Here is a 16,925-nt window from a genome sequence, read left to right on the forward strand (position 1 = left end):
AAAAATGACGGATAAGCCAAAAGCGCTAAGATGTTGATCATCTTAGCGCTTCTATTTGTACAGTCCTGTATGCGGTTATTTATTTGGCACTGTTAATGTAAAAACGATATGGTCATGCTGCAAATCAAATTGTTTGGCAGCAATGCGGTAGCCATTTTTAAAGCGGATATTCGCAAGCGCAATATAAACCCTGCTTTTATCTGGATTAATGACCACTTCTTCCGGCAAATTCGCATGCTTTTGCAAATACGCTAGCGCATAGTTAACAGGAAGCCTCAACTCTCCCAATGATAAATCGGGATCGCGCAGTTCCAGATTTCCCCCATGCACTACTTCCGGGATGAACGAAACGGTTAAGTCGACCTGCCTTCCGAAAATGGGAACTTTGCTCGTCAAATACACGCGATCGTCAATCCAAGCATGGTATGAAAGCGGGCCGTTCTTCGCCTTTTCCTTTATATAATTGTTAATCATCACATTGACATCTTCTTTCGAGGCATATACAAGAAACGTGGCCCCTTTTGTCGCCTTCGGGGCTGGAATCGCCTCTTTAGGCGCACGAAAGACGAGAAACAACAAACTCGCCAACATCACAATGTTAACCGCAAGTAAGGCAAAAAAAGCTCTTTTCCACTTCATTGCTGTATACTCCTTAGCAATTGCTGATATACCCGTTCAGCAATTAATTGATATCCTTGTTCGTTCGGATGAAATTGATCACTATAAAGTAAATCATCGCGATTATCAAATAAATCTTTAATCTCCACAAAAACGGTATGATCGTATTGACGCAATACCTCTTTACTTCCGCCATTCCAAAAATCGATCACTTTATCGATTTCCGGAATGGCTTGAAGCGGGCTTGAAAATGGATTATACAATCCGATAAGAACAATCGTAGCATGTGGATTGAGCGACCGCAACGTCCCGATCAGTTCATGAAGTTTGATCGCAAAAACTTTTTGTTTCTTTTCAAATAATGAATATGTTAAATCGAACAAATGGGAACGAACGATTTTCATCACATCGTTGCCGCCGATCGTAATTAAAATGACATCTGCTTCTTGCACCGCTTGTTCATTCTCTCTAATCATATCATTTAGCTGTGAAATTCGCAGCCCTCTTTTGCCAAGGTTCGTCACGTTCACCGATCGGATTCCCTTATAGGAGAGCAGTTTCTCTTTGACATCTGAGACATAGCCACCGTTGTGATCGCCATCTCCTACCCCTTCTGTCAACGAATCTCCCATGGCTAATATGTTCAAATCTTTTGGAACAAAATCGTTCGGAATGGTTAGACGGTTAGGTAACCCCATTTGGCGAAACGGCGTGCTGACAGCATTCATCGCTTCTGCAGCCGAACATGCGACACACAAAAGAGAAATCAAGTAAATCATCACCCATTTTTTCACTAGTCTCACCTACCTGTTGAAAAAGGAAAACAGGAAGAGGCAAAAATGTGCCAACATTTTTGCCTCTTATGATGATTGTAAAATTTTAATGTGCTCTAAAATTTGTTTATACGGAACATCATTCATGCCATTATAATATTGTACCACTTTTCCGTTTTGGTCCACGAGATAAAAATCAGTACCATGAATCACTTGGGTTTGGTTCGCAGGTTTTTGCACAATAGTTTTAAAATTTTTTTGAGCAAAATCCTCGATTTCCCGTTGGCTATATCCCGTCAATAAATGCCAATGGCGAACGTCAGCGTGAAACTTTTCAATGTACGCTTTTAGCTGTTCTGGTTGATCGTTTTCTGGATCCACGCTAAAGGAAACAAATTCAACTTTCAGCCCTTCTTCTTTCGCCATTCGTTGCAATTTGGCCATATTGGCCGTCATTGGCGGACAAACGTCAGCGCAACGGGTAAAAATAAAGTTAGCCACCCAAATCTTTCCTTTTAGATCGTTTAAGCCAAATTGCTGGCCATTTTGATCGGTAAACGTAAATGGAGCAATCGGCCAGTTTTGGGCATTCGGAATTTTTTTGCCGCATGCAGCTAGCAGTACGATGCTAAGCAACATAATAATTCCAGCTTTTTTCATCCCTAAATTCACCTATACTTTTTATTTTATCAAAAACTCATTCTATTAAGTACATAAACCCAATCGCTCCCGGTCCTGTATGGATCGAAACGATCGGCGTCGTATAAACGATATCGGTTTGTTCATAACCTGTCGCCTCGATAATCGACTGCCTAAGACGCTCAGCTAAAGAATAAGCATCGGCATGGGCGATTCCGATTGCGCGAATCGTTTTACCCGCCGCATCTTCCATCAATCGTTCCGTTAAATATTTGACGATTTGCGAATAGCTTCGCGCTTTCGCAACAGGTGTATAGATTCCGTCAACAAGCGCAGCGATCGGTTTGATATTCAATAGCGATCCAATTAAAGCTTTACCGCGTCCAATGCGCCCGCCTTTCACTAAATTTTCGAGTGTGTCAACCGTTACATACAAACGGGTGTTTTGACGCACTTCCTCAAGACGCTGCACAATTTCCGCCACACTTTCTCCTTCCGCCGCCTGTTTCGCTGCTTCAAGCACTTGAAACCCTAATGCAAGCGAAATAAACTGCGAATCGATGACCGTTACGTTGGCGTTCGCCATCGCCGCTGCCTGCTCCGCGGAGTGTATCGTTCCGCTTAATTGGCTGGCCATATGAATCGAAATGATATCATATCCTTCCTGCCCTAGACGATTATATACTTCAAGAAATTGCCCGACAGCCGGCTGGGAACTTTTCGGCAACTCGCTTGATGCGCGCATTTTTTCCATAAACTCGCCAGGTGAAAGATCGACGCGGTCTGTATACATTGTGCCATCAATCGTAAATGTAAGAGGAACTACCTCAATTCCATATTTTTTTAATATTTCATCGGGGAGATCCACCGTTGAATCGGTTACAATCTTTATTTTGTTCATCATTTCACTTCCTAGTTTGAACCTTATTGACCATTATACAATGAAACGTAGGAAATGCCTATAAAAAATGCAAAAAAAGTTGCTTTGCCGAAGCAAAACAACTTTCTCATATTATGCATTGTTTTTTAAAATATCTGTCTTAAAAATCTGTTCATAGATAGGCCATTTTAGTGCTTTTTTTAGATAATCTCTAAACGAATAAACTGAACGACCTTCGTGCGACCGATATACTTTCGCAATAAACGTTTCTAAACGCATTTGAACCATAAATCGATAAGTGCTATCTTCCTCCAATACAGGAATGTCGATAATTTTTACCTTCTGTCCATAAACATTCTTGAACTCCAGGCTTTTAAATAGCAAAATATCAATCCTCTTTTTTGACCGATTTACTCTTATTATACACGAAATAGATGCGAAAGTATGTCGGATTGTGCGAAAGATTAATAATTTTTTTGCCGAAAAAACACGATAAAGAGATCGGATTATATCAGCAAATGGAATAAATTCGGATCTTTGTTGACCTCCTGAAAAGGAAAGCCTTTTTTCTTCATCCGCTCAATGAGCAGCGCATAGTCTTCGCGGCGCTTCAGTTCAATCCCCACAAGCGCTGGACCATTTTCTTTATTATTTTTCTTTGTATATTCAAACCGGGTTATGTCGTCCGTCGGCCCTAACACTTCATCCAAAAATTCCCTTAAAGCCCCCGCGCGCTGCGGGAAGTTGACGATAAAATAATGTTGCAGTCCTTCGTAAATCATCGAACGTTCTTTAATTTCCTGCATGCGATCGATATCATTATTGCCTCCACTAATCACGCAAACAACCGTTTTGCCGCGAATCTGTTCTTTATAAAAATCTAAAGCCGCCACTGGAAGAGCCCCAGCTGGTTCCACAACGATCGCGTTTTCGTTGTACAGCTCCAAAATCGTCGTGCATGCTTTTCCCTCCGGTACAACAACAATATCATCGATCAACTCCCTGCATAAAGCAAAGGTCGTTTCGCCGACTGTTTTCACTGCCGCTCCATCAACAAATTTGTCAATTTCCTCTAAAGTGACAACGCCCTTCTGTTCGATTGCTGCTTTCATCGACGGGGCGCCCGCCGGTTCTACTCCAATCAGTTTGGTAGCAGGTGAAATGCTTTTCACATATGTACCAAGCCCCGCCATAAGCCCGCCTCCGCCGATGCTGGCAAAGACGAAATCAATTGGCTCCTCACAGTCATTTAACATTTCTACTCCAATCGTTCCTTGCCCAGCGATGACATATTCGTCGTCAAACGGGTGAATAAACGTTCTTTGCTCGCGTTTGGCACACTCGATCGCCTCATTAAAAGAATCGTCAAATGTGTCCCCGACTAAAATAATATCGACCATTTCTTTTCCAAATAACTGAACTTGTGAAACTTTTTGCCTCGGAGTAGTCGCTGGCATATAAATTTTTCCGTGCACCCCTAGCGCGCGGCATGAATAAGCCACTCCTTGAGCATGATTGCCTGCGCTTGCACACACGATGCCGCTTTTTCTTTCTTCGTCCGTCAAATGCTTCATTCGATTATAAGCGCCGCGAATTTTAAATGAACGTACGACCTGCAAGTCTTCTCGTTTTAAATACACGTGACAACCGTAACGTTCCGACAAGAGCGGATTTTTTTGCAGCGGGGTATGATAGACTACATCTTTCAACGTATGATGTGCAATTAAAATGTCTTCCACATATACAGTTCCTTTTTGTCGTTTAAGCTGCTGTCCCATATTCCCTATTCCTTTCCATCACGTTTTTTTAATTTGTAAATTATATCACAATTTTCAAAAAAGGAAAGGGAACTTTCGAGAAATTTATAAAAAATTCAAAACATAGACAATTTTATTGATCTCTAAAACGAAACGACGATCATTCCTTATGATCGTCGTCTTCGTATTCTTCGGCGAATTCAGTAGCCCATCTTCCATCGTCCAACCAATTTCTCGTTTGGCGCATTCTTCCGTCGAATATCCGATTTTCCATAAATAGATGGAAAAATGGTTCTCCTGCTGCCACAGCAAGCGCTGCATAAAAAGAGGCGTAAGCCATATTAGCGGTCGGCTGAATTAGCAAATAACTAAAAAACCAAATAAGCCCAAACGACAAAAAAAGATCGGCAATGGAAGCAATCCAGTTTCCTGTTCTCGGAAGCACAAATATGTCGCCTAGCACATAGGAAGCAACCGCTGTTGCCAACGTAATGATTAAAATAAAGGAAAGCGGCGCATTAAAAATGGTGAAAATCGAAAATAGTACAGTCCCCCATAATGCGAATTTAATCAACAACGGAATGACATGTCTCATAATATCCCTCCTATTGTTTATTTATTGTTATCGTGCCTTATCATCCTTCTCTCTATTCCACATATCCAAAAAAGAAAAGCGTGTTTCACTTGAAGTGAAACACGCCTAACGCTTGCGTTCATATACAAGAAACGCATAATCGTATGGATTTTTTTCATCTTTCGGTCCTTTTTCGCTTGAAACGAGGCACCAATCGGCCTCTTGAAATGGCGGGAAAAATGTATCTCCAGGAAATTGCGCTTCTATTTTCGTGATATATAGGCGATCAGCAACCGGCAAAACCGCTTCAAACAACTCGGCACCGCCGATGACAAAAATTTCATCGTTCCGTTCCGCGGCCATTTTTTGAATATCGTCAATTGAATGGATTACGATACATCCTTCAGGCTGGAATGAGCGGTTACGGGTCAGGACGATGTTGTCCCGCCCTGGAAGCGGACGACCAATCGATTCAAACGTTTTCCTTCCCATCACAATCGGATGCCCCATTGTCACTCGCTTAAAATAAGCAAGATCTGCCGGCAAATGCCATGGCAACTTATTGTCTTTTCCGATGATGCGATTTTGATCCATTGCAACAATAAGCGAAATCATTCCATTTTCTCCTTTACACCGCAACCGTTGCTTTAATATGCGGGTGCGGATCATAATCAACGATTTCAAAATCTTCAAATTGGTACTCAAAAATTGAAGCAGGCTTCCGCTTAATCACCAGCTTCGGAAGCGGGCGCGGCTCTCGAGACAGCTGCAATTTTGCTTGCTCGATGTGGTTTGTGTATAAATGAACATCCCCACCCGTGAAAATCAACTCTCCGACTTCTAAGTCGCACTGCTGGGCGATCATATGCGTAAGAAGCGCATAACTTGCAATATTAAATGGCAATCCTAAAAATGTATCGACGGAACGCTGCTGCCACATGCAAGACAGTTTTCCATCGGCTACATAAAATTGAAACGCGTAGTGGCAAGGCGGTAATTTCATTTTGTCAATTTCGGCGACATTCCATGCACTCACTAGCAAACGCCGCGAGTTCGGATTTGTTTTAATTTGTTCGATGACTTCGCTAATTTGGTCGATAGTCTTTCCGTCCGCTCCTTTCCATGAGCGCCATTGCGCTCCGTAAACCGGCCCTAATTCTCCATTTTCATCGGCCCACTCATCCCAAATTGTCACTCCGTTTTCTTGCAAATAGCGGACATTTGTATTGCCGCTTAAAAACCATAGAAGTTCATATATAATCGAGCGAATATGTAATTTTTTTGTCGTCAATAACGGAAACCCTTTCTGCAAATCAAAACGCAGCTGACGGCCAAATACGGACAATGTTCCGACACCTGTACGGTCATCTTTTCTTACACCATTTTCCAAAATATCTTCTAGTAATTGTAAATATTGCTTCATCGTTCTCACCTCATTTTCTATCATAAACGAAAAAGAACTCATTTTCGAGTTCTTTTCGTCAATTGCTGTATAAATTCATACGTCTTCGGTGCCGCGTCTTTTAAATGGGCGCGCGTTTCATCGTTATAGTAGTAATAAGCGAACGATTCAGCGAAATATTCCTCAGGATAATTGAGAAAATAATATTGATGCGGGAACAACTGGGCTGCTTCTTTGTGCCAAATCGCCAAAAAAGCCGGCTTTGCATGAACATGGCCGAAAACGATATAGTCCACTGAATGAGCAAGCTCATGCAACTCTAAATTGATAGAACCATGCCCTTTTCCTTTGTCGCTATAACCGATTTTAGCTAACACAAGATGAGAACCGCCAATTCCCGGCACATCGTCCCATGTCGCAAGCGGCATATATCCCCGCGGCGTTTGCCCGCGCAAATAGCGGACCGATGGCTCATCAGTAAGTTTTCCGGTAAAAAGTTTAATATAAATCTGTTTATGGGCAATTTGTTTTAATAGAGGCGGATCAATGTGTGCTAGCCTTTCTATCATCTTTTTAGCTTCTGAATGGTCAAAAGGTTGGTCCGGCAAAATAACAATGTCCTGCAAAATAGAATGCGAAGGAACGTCTGTTACAGAAAGAGAGCTCGCCCTTAGCAAAACACCATGCGTATTTGGATACGGCGCAAATGAAAGAAGCGGAATGACAGCTATGACTAGAGTAATCAAGCTGATAAAACGTTTCATAGGTCATTCTCCTGCCTTTATGCACAATCTATCATACTAGAAAGCTAGCAAACTTCTTTTATCTACTATAACACGCGCAAAAAGGCAGAGAAATGAATAAATGTAGGAAAAACAGGAAGATTACAATATTCCACTTTCCTTGATATTAGAAATCGCTTGTCTCAATTTAGCCTCATCTTGAACGAGCGCAATGCGGACAAACCCTTCCCCTGTCGGTCCAAACGCTTGGCCCGGCGTCACGACGACGTGCGCCCGATCCATCAGCGCGTAGGCAAAATCCATCGATGTCCATCCTTTAGGAATTTCGGCCCATACAAACATGCTTGCTTTTGGACGCTCTATCTTCCAGCCGATCGAGGCAAGGCCGTCAATGAGAAGGTCGCGGCGAGATTGATAAATTTTCCGGCTTTCTTCGCAAAATGCTGCTCCCTTTGTTAACGCCGCCGCTGCCGCTTTTTGAATCGGCAAAAATACACCATAATCTAAATTCGATTTAAATTGGTTGAGCACCTTGATGATTTGCGCATTTCCGCATGCATACCCAATCCGGCAGCCAGCCATATTATAGCTTTTGGAAAGCGAATTCATTTCGATGCCCACTTCTTTCGCCCCAGGAACCGATAAAAAGCTAATCGGCTTGTGGCCGTCATAGTAAAGCTCGCTATAGGCAAAATCGGAAACGACGATAATATCATACCGTTTGGCAAATTCGATCACTTCTGCAAAAAAAGAATCAGTAGCTAGCGCCGGAACCGGATTTCCTGGAAAGTTAATGATCATCATCACCGCTCGTTTCGCTACGTCTTCTGGAATGGCACGAAGATCGGGAAGAAACGCGTTCTCTTTGCGAAGCGGCATAAAATACGGCTCGGCTTGTGCCATGGCAATCCCGGTCGCGTAAGCGGTATAGCCCGGGTCAGGAACTAAAATCAAATCGCCTGGATTGGCGAAGGCCATCGGCAAATGAACAAGCCCATCTTGCGACCCCATCAAGCACGTAACTTCTTCACGAGGGTTTAATGATACACCATGCTCTACTTTATAATAGTGCGCTACCGCTTCATGAAATTCACTAGTCCCTTTCAACGAATAGCCATATGTATCAGGCTGGCTCGCGTAAAAAGCGAGCGTTTCTCTTACAAAGGACGGCGGCGGCAAATCTGGACTGCCGATGCTTAAATCAATCATTTCGCATCCTTCAGAAATTTTTGCATTTTTATAAGCGGCTAATTCGCTGAATACAGAAGCTCCAAACGCTTTCATACGTTCTGATGTTTTCATTTTGATTCCCCCAAAAATCTCTTTCTTTTTCTTATTTTTTTGATATATATTATGAGTATAGGGAATATTCCCGTACAACCTTACACAATACTAGTGTAGCATATTTTCATCATTATTCTACATAGAAAGGGTAGGTTGAAAAGATGAATGCTATCTTTTTTGGATTAAGCTTATTGACAATCGCCTTCTATATTTATAGCTGCGTTGCTGAATCATGAAAAAACTCGCAGGTTGACTGCGAGTTTTTTATTACTTCTTTGCTTTTTTGCGAGCGGAGTCAAGTTCGTATGCTCCTGTTTCCGTTTCTGTCGTTCCTTGTCCTTTCACATAAGGAGCGCTAAGGCCTGTCTTGGATGGATCTTTTTTTCGCTTAGGCACCGTTGTCACCTCCGCCTTTAACGTTCCCTTCCTGCTTTCCTTCTATTCCTCCGCTAATTCGATCGTAGCAAAATGAAATTTGGCGGTTTTTCGCACATACACTGAAAAGCCAAACCGCTGAAATTTTGCGCTTTGCCAATGGTCTTTCAGCACGACCCGCTGCCGTGCCACGCGTTTGGCGTGATATATGACGTCTTCGGTTAACTCTGTATAAAGCGCAAATGACTTAATGCCTTGAATACCGTCCGATTCAACAATCGATTGCTCAAACATCGGATCAAAATAAACAACATCAAACGAACGATCAGGAAGAGACGACAAAAAAGAACGATAATCTGCATGAATCACTTGAATGTTTCTCATCGCCTCGTTCATTTGTACGATTCCCGAATCCCACTGCCGCAGCCCCTGCTGAACTAAATACGCAATGTAGCGATTTCCCTCCGTTCCAACGACTTTACCGCTTTCTCCGGTCACTACGCTAGCGACAATGCTGTCCGCTCCCATTCCTAGCGTACAATCTAAAAACGACATTCCATGTTGCAGTTTCGTTGCTTCTAAAAACGGTTCTGATTCTCCGCGTAATATCCTTTTGACGCGAAACATCGCCGAGTTCGGATGAAAAAAGAATGGTGAATTGCTCGTACCTGCAGGATGCATTTCTAGGCGGTTTTTACCGACGACAAGAATGTCATCGCCATATTGTTCTTGCAGCGCTTCTACTGACATTTTCCGCCGCGGTACATACGAAATGGCAAGTTCAGCTGCAATTTGCTTCGCTTTTTCAATCATATTCTGGTTCGTTCTTCCAGCAGTAGTAACAATCATCGGACCCCCTCCATGAAAAAAGGATGCCTTGAAGACATCCTATTAGCAGTGCGCTTCTAATGCGCTCATAATATTTTCCATGACCGCTTCCATGGAGTTCCCTTCAATTTCATGGCGCGGAATGAAGTGAACGACTTCTTTTCCTTTTAACAACGCCATCGATGGAGAGGATGGCTCGATTCCAACGAAATATTCGCGCATTTTCGCTGTCGCCTCACGATCTTGACCAGCGAACACCGTTACTAAATGGTCCGGTTTTTTCTCGCTGCGCAAGATCGCTTGTGTCGCCGCTGGACGAGCCAGCCCCGCCGCGCATCCACAAACGGAATTGACGACAACAAATGTCGTCCCTTGAACGTTTTCCATAAATTCCTCTACTTCTTCGCTTGTTGTCAACTCGCGAAATCCCGCACGAACTAGCTCATCACGCATCGGTTTCACAAGCTGGCGCATATATTCCTCATAAGCCATTGACATGACAATCCCTCCAAACAATTTCTCAATGTAAACAGAATACTATTTCGTTACAAAAAAATCAACGAAAAACAACAATGTTCGGCGTACACGCCTTCTCTCATAACAAGCCTGCTACTCTGCAAATATAACCGCTATAAAAACGAACTACCTGTAGCATTAGTGAATTTTAGGAGTTTTCACCAATGTACAGGCTATTAACTACATTCCTAATAAAACTCTTGCTTTATCGTAATAAACTGAAGAATGATCGGCGTACCTTTAGGTGGAACATCAATAGATTTTAAAATCAGCTTTCCTTTTTGAACCTCATACAAGTTTTTAGGCTGTAGCACTCCGTTAATAAATAAATTAATTAATGACACTTTTTTTGGATCCAATATTCCTTGATCTCCATATTCTTTCAATTCGTCTTCATTCGTGTAAACAGTTTTACATCCATCTGATATCGCGTTGTATTGATAAGTCTCGACTTGCAACACTTGAGGCGGAATTTGAAAATTTACACGAAAATGAATCGTTGATGTGCTGCTAATCCAGTCATAAACCTTCGGAACTGCAATCACATGTCTCTGATATTTCCGTTTTTTTGTCATTGATACCACCTAAAATGAAAAATAAGATAGGGCATAACATTATAAAGGATTCCCTTTCTCTTTATACCTAGTTGATTATTATTTTCCTGAATAAGAACAAGGTAATCCGCAATAAAACCATGTTTTTACTTTTATATACAGATTTTTAGCTTTCGGCATTCGAGTTATTGTCCTTCGTCTATCTGTAAATTAGAAAAGCTATTTTTTCATCTTTATGAATCCCTTGTTCCATTACTAAAATAAATAGCGCTATCTCTTACAACAACCATAATCCAATAAAAAATACACTTTCAGTTTAACCCCTATATTTTTATGCAAAATTAACCAATAAAGTGAACATTGACATGCAAGGAGGCATATTAAATTCAATGGAACTAATGCTCATATCCATTTTGGATTCTTTCGAAATGTGACAATTGGCTAAAACATCTTATATTTGTTGCTCATATAATATTTTAAGAACGTTGCTGGCAATAAACAAGCAGCGTTAACAGATTTGCTTTAGATTTCAGCTTTTTTGATTTATTGCCAGCGATATTCAAATCGAAAAGAAAGGTGGAAACGCTTCATGGCTCTTCAACTAATGAAGCTTTTTGTTTCGGCTTCCACTGCAACAGACGCAGCACCGGTTAATACGAGATTCTTCTATATTACAACAGCAGAAACAGCGGCAGGCGCTACATTAACTATCGATGCAGCAAGTTTTCTAGCCGACGACGGTTCGGCCGTTACCGCACTGCCGGCTTTAGCTACAAACAATAGCTATTACAACGTCTATATTAACGGAGTTTTACAAATGGATGGAATCTCAACCTATACGCCGGGCGCTACCTCTGTCGGATCGCTCGCTATAACCGTGCCGGCCGGTGGGGCTTCAATCCCAGCGGGAACACCAATTGTTTTAGAGATCGTTCAGTTCTCTGCTACATCTACAACAACTGTTACGACCTAACCCATTCCTATAATGAAATGATACTGAATACAACAAAGCGCGACGGCTTACCGTCGCGCTTTGTTAAATTCCTGGACATTCGGAAAGGACGATATAACTCCTTATATCATCATACACAAAATATTATTTCTCCAACTTTCTACTTTCTGTCATTTGCTTCCATACCGATCCTTTCGCTTCCTCGCCGCCTTCGATTCGTTCAATCGCCATTTTTACTTGCATGCTGACTTCGAATTCCGGATCATTTTCAGCCGCTTTCAATGCTGGAAGCGCTGATTCATCACCTGTTTCATACAAAAACATCGCCGCGCGCCAACGAACCAGCTTGCTTTCGTCCTTGAGCGCTTCAATCATGACCGGAATTGCCTCCGGATCACCAATGTCAGACAAACAGTCGCCTGCCGTACGCCGGACGGAAACCGCTTTATCCTTTAATGCTTCATATAAATACGGCAGCACTTTTTTGCCGCCAATCATCCCTAAATAAGCAACCGCGAGGCGGCGAATCGACACTTTTTCATCTTTCAGCGCTTTTGCCAATACTGGCAAATCCGCTTCGCCCGGTTCCGCCATTTGCTCTAGCGCCGCGTAGCGTTTAGTCCAATCTGGATTATCCAACATGTCCTCGGTCACCTTTAGGCTCACGCGCCGCTGTGTTTTTGCCTGTTCGCCTTGGCGAAACATTTGTACGATTCTATTGAGCCGTTCGGGCGGGTAGGCAGCGGAAAGCTCTTCGACGACCTCACGTCCGATATCTTCCAACGCCCCGTAGCGAACCCCTTTTTCCACCCACTTCCGCTCAAGCACCACATTGCCGGCATATTTTTGCGCTTCCTGCACCGCTTCCATGAACAGCGCTGGCAATCCGAAACGCTGTTCTCGCTCCCCATCGGTTAGCTTCACTTGCATCGGCAAGCCGTAAAGCATTTGTACATATACTTTTACTTCGCCAAAATGCTCATTTAGCGACTGCTTTCTGCCCTGGCTTTCTCCAACCTCTTCGCCAAATGCTTCTCGCACTTTTTGCAAAATTTCCTTCCAATCATATTTCGGATTTCGTTCGATCGCTAAAAAATCGGCAACATGGTAAATCCCCTTAACCCCATCAATTTTCATAATTTGTTGCAAAATAGGCGGAGCTGTATGGATATTGTCTAACTTATAATTATGGCTTTTGCCAAACGGCAGCTCTTCATCCAACAACACCTTCATCGTATTCGGGCTCGGAGTTGGTTCAATGGCTCGAATGCGCAAGATCTTTTCCTCCTTTTATTACGTATTATGTAAAATCAGATGGGTCAACGTTTCCATTCCATTCTTGGTAAAATTGCCGCAAAAACTGTTCCATAAATTGATGGCGCCTAACGGCTAACATTTTCGCGCTTTCTGTGTGCAGTAAATCTTTTAACTTAAGCAGCTTTTCGTAAAAGTGATGAATCGCTGTACTAGGACCATGGCGGTATTCTTCTTTTGTCATCGTCTCCCTGACCGAAAGCGCTGGGTCATACATAAGGTGCCCCCGATGGCCTGCATACATAAACGCCCTGGCAATGCCAATCGCTCCAATCGCGTCGAGACGGTCGGCATCTTGCACGACCTTTCCTTCGAGCGTCCGCGGCGGTTTTCCGTTTCCCCCTTTGTAGGAAACCGTCGAAATCGCCTCGATCACGCTCTCTCTTTCTTCAGTTCCCATAGGAAAGCGCGCTAACCACTCCCTTACCAACCTCATTCCGATTTCTTCACTTCCGACGATTTTCTCATCAGCTACATCGTGAAGAAGTGCTGCCATCTCCACAACAAATACATTCGCTCCCTCTTGTTGTGCCAGCTGGCAGCCTAGACGGCGGACGCGGTCAATGTGCCACCAATCATGGCCGCTCGAATCGCGTTCTAGTATCGATTTTACATACTGTTCTGTTTCGCGAATTATTTGTTCTTTTCTCATGATACTCACCGACAAAAAACCGTCTTTCCCATAAAGGAAAGACAGCCATTCTTCCTACTTTAATAATTTTTCGATCTCTTCTTTTAAGTCGCTTGGTTTCATCTTCGGAGCAAAGCGTTCAATCACATTTCCGTTTCGATCGACTAGAAACTTTGTGAAATTCCATTTAATTGCTTTCGTGCCAAATACGCCGGGTGCTTTGTCCGTTAAATAATCAAACAGCGGGTGGGCATGTTCTCCGTTCACGTCAACTTTTGCAAACATCGGGAACGTGACGCCATAATTCAGCTCACAAAATTGGGCAATTTCTTCTTCCGCTCCTGGCTCTTGGTTTCCGAATTGATTGCATGGGAAGCCGAGCACAACCAACCCTTTATCACGGTACTCTTCATATAATTCCTGAAGCTCTTTATATTGCGGTGTGAATCCGCATTTGCTGGCGGTATTGACGATTAACAATACGTTCCCTTTGTACTCGGCAAGCCTTTTTTCTTCTCCTTGAATCGTTTTGACAGAAAAATCGTAAATGCTCATCATTCTCACTCTCCTTATTCTAATAATAAAAGAATGGAGAGCGATTTTTCCACTTTTGCGCCCTGCAACGGTCAGAATGCACGCAGCTCTTGAAGCGATTGAAGCATATAAGGCACCATCGCAAGCACATCATCAACATTCTCCTCGCGAATAAGCCGACCAAATTGCACTTCAATTTCGTTATGCCAATCACTTTCTTTATGATCACGCCGCAACGTTTGACGAATGATCCGATTTTCTCCCCAAATGCGCAACAAAGTCTTTTCAATCAGCGGACATGTCGTTTCTGGCTGCTCTACAGGCATGAAAAACGCAATCGACAGCGCGCAGCCAGGCTGAGATGATTCTTGAAGCAATTCGCGGGCAATTTGCTCCAATTCCATTTCTAGTGTTACCTTGCATAATATAGGTGCGTTTTCATCGGCACGCAAGCGAAATGCAATCTCATATGTTCTTGAAAAATGGGCTAAATCGACTAGATCACGGCGGTCGACGACTACGAGTGTATTCTCTAAATCCAGATCATAAATCGCGCCTTCAATAACGGTTTTTAAATTATCAAAAGCAGTCGGGTCAAACATCGGTCATCCCCCATTTTAAAACAAACCAACCGCATTTCCATGTTCATCGATGCCCATGTTTAACGCTGCCGGCTTTTTTGGCAGTCCCGGCATTGTCATAACATCGCCTGTTAGAGCGACAATGAATCCAGCGCCAATCGAAGGCTTGAATTCACGCACCGTAATAATAAAGTCCGTTGGCCGACCTAATTTTGTCGGGTCATCGGAAAGCGAATATTGTGTTTTAGCCATACATACCGGTAGACGATCCCAGCCAAACTCCGCAAACTGCGCCATTTGTTTTTGTGCCTTCGCAGTGAATGCCACATCTTTCGCTCCATAAACGGTGCGGGCAATTTTGCGAATTTTATCAGGAAGCGGCTCGTTCACGTCATATAAAGGAGAAAATTCGTTTTTCCCTCTTTCAATGATATCGAGCACCTTTTCGGCAAGGTCCATTCCGCCTTCTCCACCTTTTGCCCATACTTCCGTAAGCGCAACTGGATAATGATGTTCACCGCAAAAAGCTCTAAGTGCTTCAATTTCTTGCTCCGTATCTGTAACAAAGCGGTTAATCGCCACGACAAACGGTAAACCGAATGCCTGAATCGTTTCAATGTGCTTTTGTAAATTGCTTAAGCCCGCTCGCAGCGCCGCAACATTTTCGAGATGCAATTCCTGTTTGGAAACGCCTCCGTGCATTTTTAATGCGCGAATCGTTGCCACGACGACAACCGCCGCCGGCTGAATTTCCGCAACGCGGGCTTTGATATGAAGAAACTTTTCCGCTCCTAAGTCGGCGCCAAAACCAGCTTCTGTGACAACGTAATCCCCGAGCTTCTGCGCCATCTTTGTCGCAATGACGCTATTGCAGCCGTGAGCGATATTGGCAAATGGACCGCCGTGCACAAGCGCTGGTGCATGCTCAACGGTCTGCACTAAATTCGGTTTATATGCGTCTTTTAACAAGAGCGTCAGCGCCCCCTCAACCCCTAAATCGCCGACCGTTACCGGCTGCTTGTCCACATTATAAGCAACAACAATGCGGGAAAGCCGCTCCTTTAAATCTCGCAAATCTTTCGCCAAACAAAACACAGCCATAATTTCCGAAGCGACGGTAATATCGAAACCGTCTTCACGCGGCACTCCTTGCGTCGGACCACCGAGGCCGACAATCACATGACGCAGCGCGCGATCGTTTAAATCAACGGCCCGCTTCCAAACAATGCGGCGCACATCGATGCGCAACTCATTGCCGTGATGGATATGATTGTCAATGAAAGCTGCGAGGGCATTTGTCGTTGCTGTAATCGCATGCAAATCTCCGGTAAAATGAAGATTGATTTCATCCATCGGCAATACTTGCGAATAGCCGCCGCCAGTTGCTCCTCCTTTGACTCCCATCGTCGGTCCGAGCGATGGCTCACGCATGGCGATGATTGCTTTTTTTCCAAGCTTATGCAACGCTTGCCCCAATCCTACTGTTACCGTCGATTTTCCTTCTCCGGCAGGCGTTGGATTGATCGCCGTGACTAAAATTACTTTTCCGTCAGGCTTCTTCTCCAGCCGTTTCATCACATCGAGCGAAATTTTCGCCTTATAATGACCGTACGGCTCCAGTTCTTCTTCCAAAATACCGAGGTCATCGGCGATGTCTTGGATTCGTTTTAATTTTGTTTCTTTGGCAATTTCAAGATCTGTTTTCCACTTCGTCGTCGCTGTCATCGTCTTTCCTCCAGTAATCAGAACTTATATGTATTGGTGAATCTATTTAAAATGACGCTATATTTATAGCTTTTTCACCGTTGTTGAAGGAGGCTGCTATATATGCGCCTATCTATCTAAACCATTTACAGGCGTCAAATTTTGCCCGCTGGCATTACAAAAATGCAGTACAAAAACTTTTGTATCCATCCCTATTTTAGAAAATCTGAGGGATTTCATACAAGACAATTATACATTACCGAAAA

General features: G+C 43.3%; 21 protein-coding genes. 1 reads left to right on the plus strand and 20 read right to left on the minus strand.

Features of this window, described 5'->3' with window-relative positions:
- Positions 1 to 75: 75 nt before the first annotated feature.
- From N667_RS0111815 to N667_RS0111885, 15 genes are all read right to left on the minus strand, one after another.
- Positions 76 to 639, minus strand: a complete 564-nt coding sequence (locus N667_RS0111815; RefSeq protein WP_027409766.1) for a YpmS family protein — start codon at positions 637 to 639, stop codon at positions 76 to 78.
- Positions 636 to 1,412, minus strand: coding sequence for an SGNH/GDSL hydrolase family protein (locus N667_RS0111820; protein ID WP_027409767.1), 777 nt, complete (start codon positions 1,410 to 1,412; stop codon positions 636 to 638). The genes N667_RS0111815 and N667_RS0111820 overlap by 4 nt, the downstream gene beginning before the upstream one ends.
- A 66-nt stretch (positions 1,413 to 1,478) precedes the next feature.
- Complete coding sequence (locus N667_RS0111825) at positions 1,479 to 2,051, minus strand: SCO family protein (RefSeq protein ID WP_027409768.1); 573 nt, start codon at positions 2,049 to 2,051, stop codon at positions 1,479 to 1,481.
- Between the two features lie 37 nt (positions 2,052 to 2,088).
- On the minus strand, positions 2,089 to 2,931 hold the full coding sequence (locus tag N667_RS0111830) for a DegV family protein (protein WP_027409769.1): 843 nt from the start codon (positions 2,929 to 2,931) through the stop codon (positions 2,089 to 2,091).
- Positions 2,932 to 3,042: 111 nt separating this feature from the next.
- Positions 3,043 to 3,294, minus strand: coding sequence for a YpmP family protein (locus N667_RS0111835; protein ID WP_027409770.1), 252 nt, complete (start codon positions 3,292 to 3,294; stop codon positions 3,043 to 3,045).
- A gap of 122 nt (positions 3,295 to 3,416) precedes the next feature.
- Positions 3,417 to 4,688, minus strand: a complete 1,272-nt coding sequence (ilvA, locus tag N667_RS0111840) for a threonine ammonia-lyase IlvA (protein ID WP_027409771.1) — start codon at positions 4,686 to 4,688, stop codon at positions 3,417 to 3,419.
- A gap of 139 nt (positions 4,689 to 4,827) precedes the next feature.
- Entirely contained in the window at positions 4,828 to 5,262 is a 435-nt protein-coding gene (locus N667_RS0111845) for a YndM family protein (RefSeq protein WP_027409772.1), read from the minus strand.
- A 105-nt stretch (positions 5,263 to 5,367) separates the two neighbouring features.
- Entirely contained in the window at positions 5,368 to 5,856 is a 489-nt protein-coding gene (folA, locus tag N667_RS0111850) for a type 3 dihydrofolate reductase (protein WP_027409773.1), read from the minus strand.
- Positions 5,857 to 5,869: 13 nt separating this feature from the next.
- Entirely contained in the window at positions 5,870 to 6,664 is a 795-nt protein-coding gene (thyA, locus tag N667_RS0111855; RefSeq protein ID WP_027409774.1) for a thymidylate synthase, read from the minus strand.
- A 38-nt stretch (positions 6,665 to 6,702) separates the two neighbouring features.
- Positions 6,703 to 7,407 (minus strand): anthrax toxin lethal factor-related metalloendopeptidase, encoded by a 705-nt coding sequence (locus N667_RS0111860; RefSeq protein WP_027409775.1) that lies wholly within the window; start codon positions 7,405 to 7,407, stop codon positions 6,703 to 6,705.
- A 120-nt stretch (positions 7,408 to 7,527) separates the two neighbouring features.
- Positions 7,528 to 8,694 (minus strand): LL-diaminopimelate aminotransferase, encoded by a 1,167-nt coding sequence (locus tag N667_RS0111865; protein WP_409978187.1) that lies wholly within the window; start codon positions 8,692 to 8,694, stop codon positions 7,528 to 7,530.
- A gap of 243 nt (positions 8,695 to 8,937) precedes the next feature.
- Positions 8,938 to 9,066 carry a YuzL family protein gene (locus tag N667_RS19495; RefSeq protein WP_084279181.1) on the minus strand — a complete coding sequence of 43 codons (129 nt, stop codon included), beginning with the start codon at positions 9,064 to 9,066 and terminating at the stop codon, positions 8,938 to 8,940.
- Positions 9,067 to 9,108: 42 nt separating this feature from the next.
- Positions 9,109 to 9,894, minus strand: coding sequence for a class I SAM-dependent methyltransferase (locus N667_RS0111875; protein WP_027409777.1), 786 nt, complete (start codon positions 9,892 to 9,894; stop codon positions 9,109 to 9,111).
- A 42-nt stretch (positions 9,895 to 9,936) separates the two neighbouring features.
- Positions 9,937 to 10,371 (minus strand): BrxA/BrxB family bacilliredoxin, encoded by a 435-nt coding sequence (locus N667_RS0111880; RefSeq protein WP_027409778.1) that lies wholly within the window; start codon positions 10,369 to 10,371, stop codon positions 9,937 to 9,939.
- A 206-nt stretch (positions 10,372 to 10,577) separates the two neighbouring features.
- Positions 10,578 to 10,964 carry a DUF4183 domain-containing protein gene (locus tag N667_RS0111885; protein WP_027409779.1) on the minus strand — a complete coding sequence of 129 codons (387 nt, stop codon included), beginning with the start codon at positions 10,962 to 10,964 and terminating at the stop codon, positions 10,578 to 10,580.
- Positions 10,965 to 11,532: 568 nt separating this feature from the next.
- On the opposite strand from N667_RS0111885, the gene N667_RS0111890 reads away from it, so the two are divergent.
- Positions 11,533 to 11,916, plus strand: a complete 384-nt coding sequence (locus tag N667_RS0111890; protein ID WP_027409780.1) for a DUF4183 domain-containing protein — start codon at positions 11,533 to 11,535, stop codon at positions 11,914 to 11,916.
- Positions 11,917 to 12,039: 123 nt separating this feature from the next.
- Here N667_RS0111890 and N667_RS0111895 read toward each other — a convergent pair whose 3' ends face one another.
- The 5 genes from N667_RS0111895 to N667_RS0111915 form a co-directional block, all read right to left on the minus strand.
- Complete coding sequence (locus N667_RS0111895) at positions 12,040 to 13,170, minus strand: conserved virulence factor C family protein (protein ID WP_027409781.1); 1,131 nt, start codon at positions 13,168 to 13,170, stop codon at positions 12,040 to 12,042.
- 25 nt (positions 13,171 to 13,195) lie between these two features.
- Entirely contained in the window at positions 13,196 to 13,861 is a 666-nt protein-coding gene (locus N667_RS0111900) for an HD domain-containing protein (RefSeq protein ID WP_027409782.1), read from the minus strand.
- A 54-nt stretch (positions 13,862 to 13,915) separates the two neighbouring features.
- Entirely contained in the window at positions 13,916 to 14,395 is a 480-nt protein-coding gene (locus N667_RS0111905; protein WP_027409783.1) for a glutathione peroxidase, read from the minus strand.
- Between the two features lie 71 nt (positions 14,396 to 14,466).
- Positions 14,467 to 14,976 carry a hypothetical protein gene (locus tag N667_RS0111910; protein WP_027409784.1) on the minus strand — a complete coding sequence of 170 codons (510 nt, stop codon included), beginning with the start codon at positions 14,974 to 14,976 and terminating at the stop codon, positions 14,467 to 14,469.
- A 15-nt stretch (positions 14,977 to 14,991) separates the two neighbouring features.
- The gene (locus tag N667_RS0111915) at positions 14,992 to 16,680 is read right to left on the minus strand and encodes a formate--tetrahydrofolate ligase (protein WP_027409785.1); all 1,689 of its coding nucleotides are present in this window, start codon (positions 16,678 to 16,680) and stop codon (positions 14,992 to 14,994) included.
- Positions 16,681 to 16,925: the final 245 nt, after the last annotated feature.

Source organism: Anoxybacillus tepidamans PS2 (assembly GCF_000620165.1).
Taxonomy (GTDB): Bacteria; Bacillota; Bacilli; order Bacillales; family Anoxybacillaceae; genus Anoxybacteroides; species Anoxybacteroides tepidamans_A.

Excerpts from the sequence above, each read along its gene's own strand:
- N667_RS0111875 (WP_027409777.1), bottom strand. The coding sequence starts at position 9,894 with ATGATTGTTACTACTGCTGGAAGAACGAACCAGAATATGATTGAAAAA.
- N667_RS0111825 (WP_027409768.1), bottom strand. The coding sequence starts at position 2,051 with ATGAAAAAAGCTGGAATTATTATGTTGCTTAGCATCGTACTGCTAGCT.
- N667_RS0111830 (WP_027409769.1), bottom strand. The coding sequence starts at position 2,931 with ATGAACAAAATAAAGATTGTAACCGATTCAACGGTGGATCTCCCCGAT.
- N667_RS0111905 (WP_027409783.1), bottom strand. The coding sequence starts at position 14,395 with ATGAGCATTTACGATTTTTCTGTCAAAACGATTCAAGGAGAAGAAAAA.
- N667_RS0111860 (WP_027409775.1), bottom strand. The coding sequence starts at position 7,407 with ATGAAACGTTTTATCAGCTTGATTACTCTAGTCATAGCTGTCATTCCG.
- N667_RS0111900 (WP_027409782.1), bottom strand. The coding sequence starts at position 13,861 with ATGAGAAAAGAACAAATAATTCGCGAAACAGAACAGTATGTAAAATCG.
- N667_RS0111890 (WP_027409780.1), top strand. The coding sequence starts at position 11,533 with ATGGCTCTTCAACTAATGAAGCTTTTTGTTTCGGCTTCCACTGCAACA.
- N667_RS0111885 (WP_027409779.1), bottom strand. The coding sequence starts at position 10,964 with ATGACAAAAAAACGGAAATATCAGAGACATGTGATTGCAGTTCCGAAG.
- N667_RS0111845 (WP_027409772.1), bottom strand. The coding sequence starts at position 5,262 with ATGAGACATGTCATTCCGTTGTTGATTAAATTCGCATTATGGGGGACT.
- folA (WP_027409773.1), bottom strand. The coding sequence starts at position 5,856 with ATGATTTCGCTTATTGTTGCAATGGATCAAAATCGCATCATCGGAAAA.
- N667_RS0111815 (WP_027409766.1), bottom strand. The coding sequence starts at position 639 with ATGAAGTGGAAAAGAGCTTTTTTTGCCTTACTTGCGGTTAACATTGTG.
- ilvA (WP_027409771.1), bottom strand. The coding sequence starts at position 4,688 with ATGGGACAGCAGCTTAAACGACAAAAAGGAACTGTATATGTGGAAGAC.
- N667_RS0111880 (WP_027409778.1), bottom strand. The coding sequence starts at position 10,371 with ATGTCAATGGCTTATGAGGAATATATGCGCCAGCTTGTGAAACCGATG.
- N667_RS0111915 (WP_027409785.1), bottom strand. The coding sequence starts at position 16,680 with ATGACAGCGACGACGAAGTGGAAAACAGATCTTGAAATTGCCAAAGAA.
- thyA (WP_027409774.1), bottom strand. The coding sequence starts at position 6,664 with ATGAAGCAATATTTACAATTACTAGAAGATATTTTGGAAAATGGTGTA.
- N667_RS0111910 (WP_027409784.1), bottom strand. The coding sequence starts at position 14,976 with ATGTTTGACCCGACTGCTTTTGATAATTTAAAAACCGTTATTGAAGGC.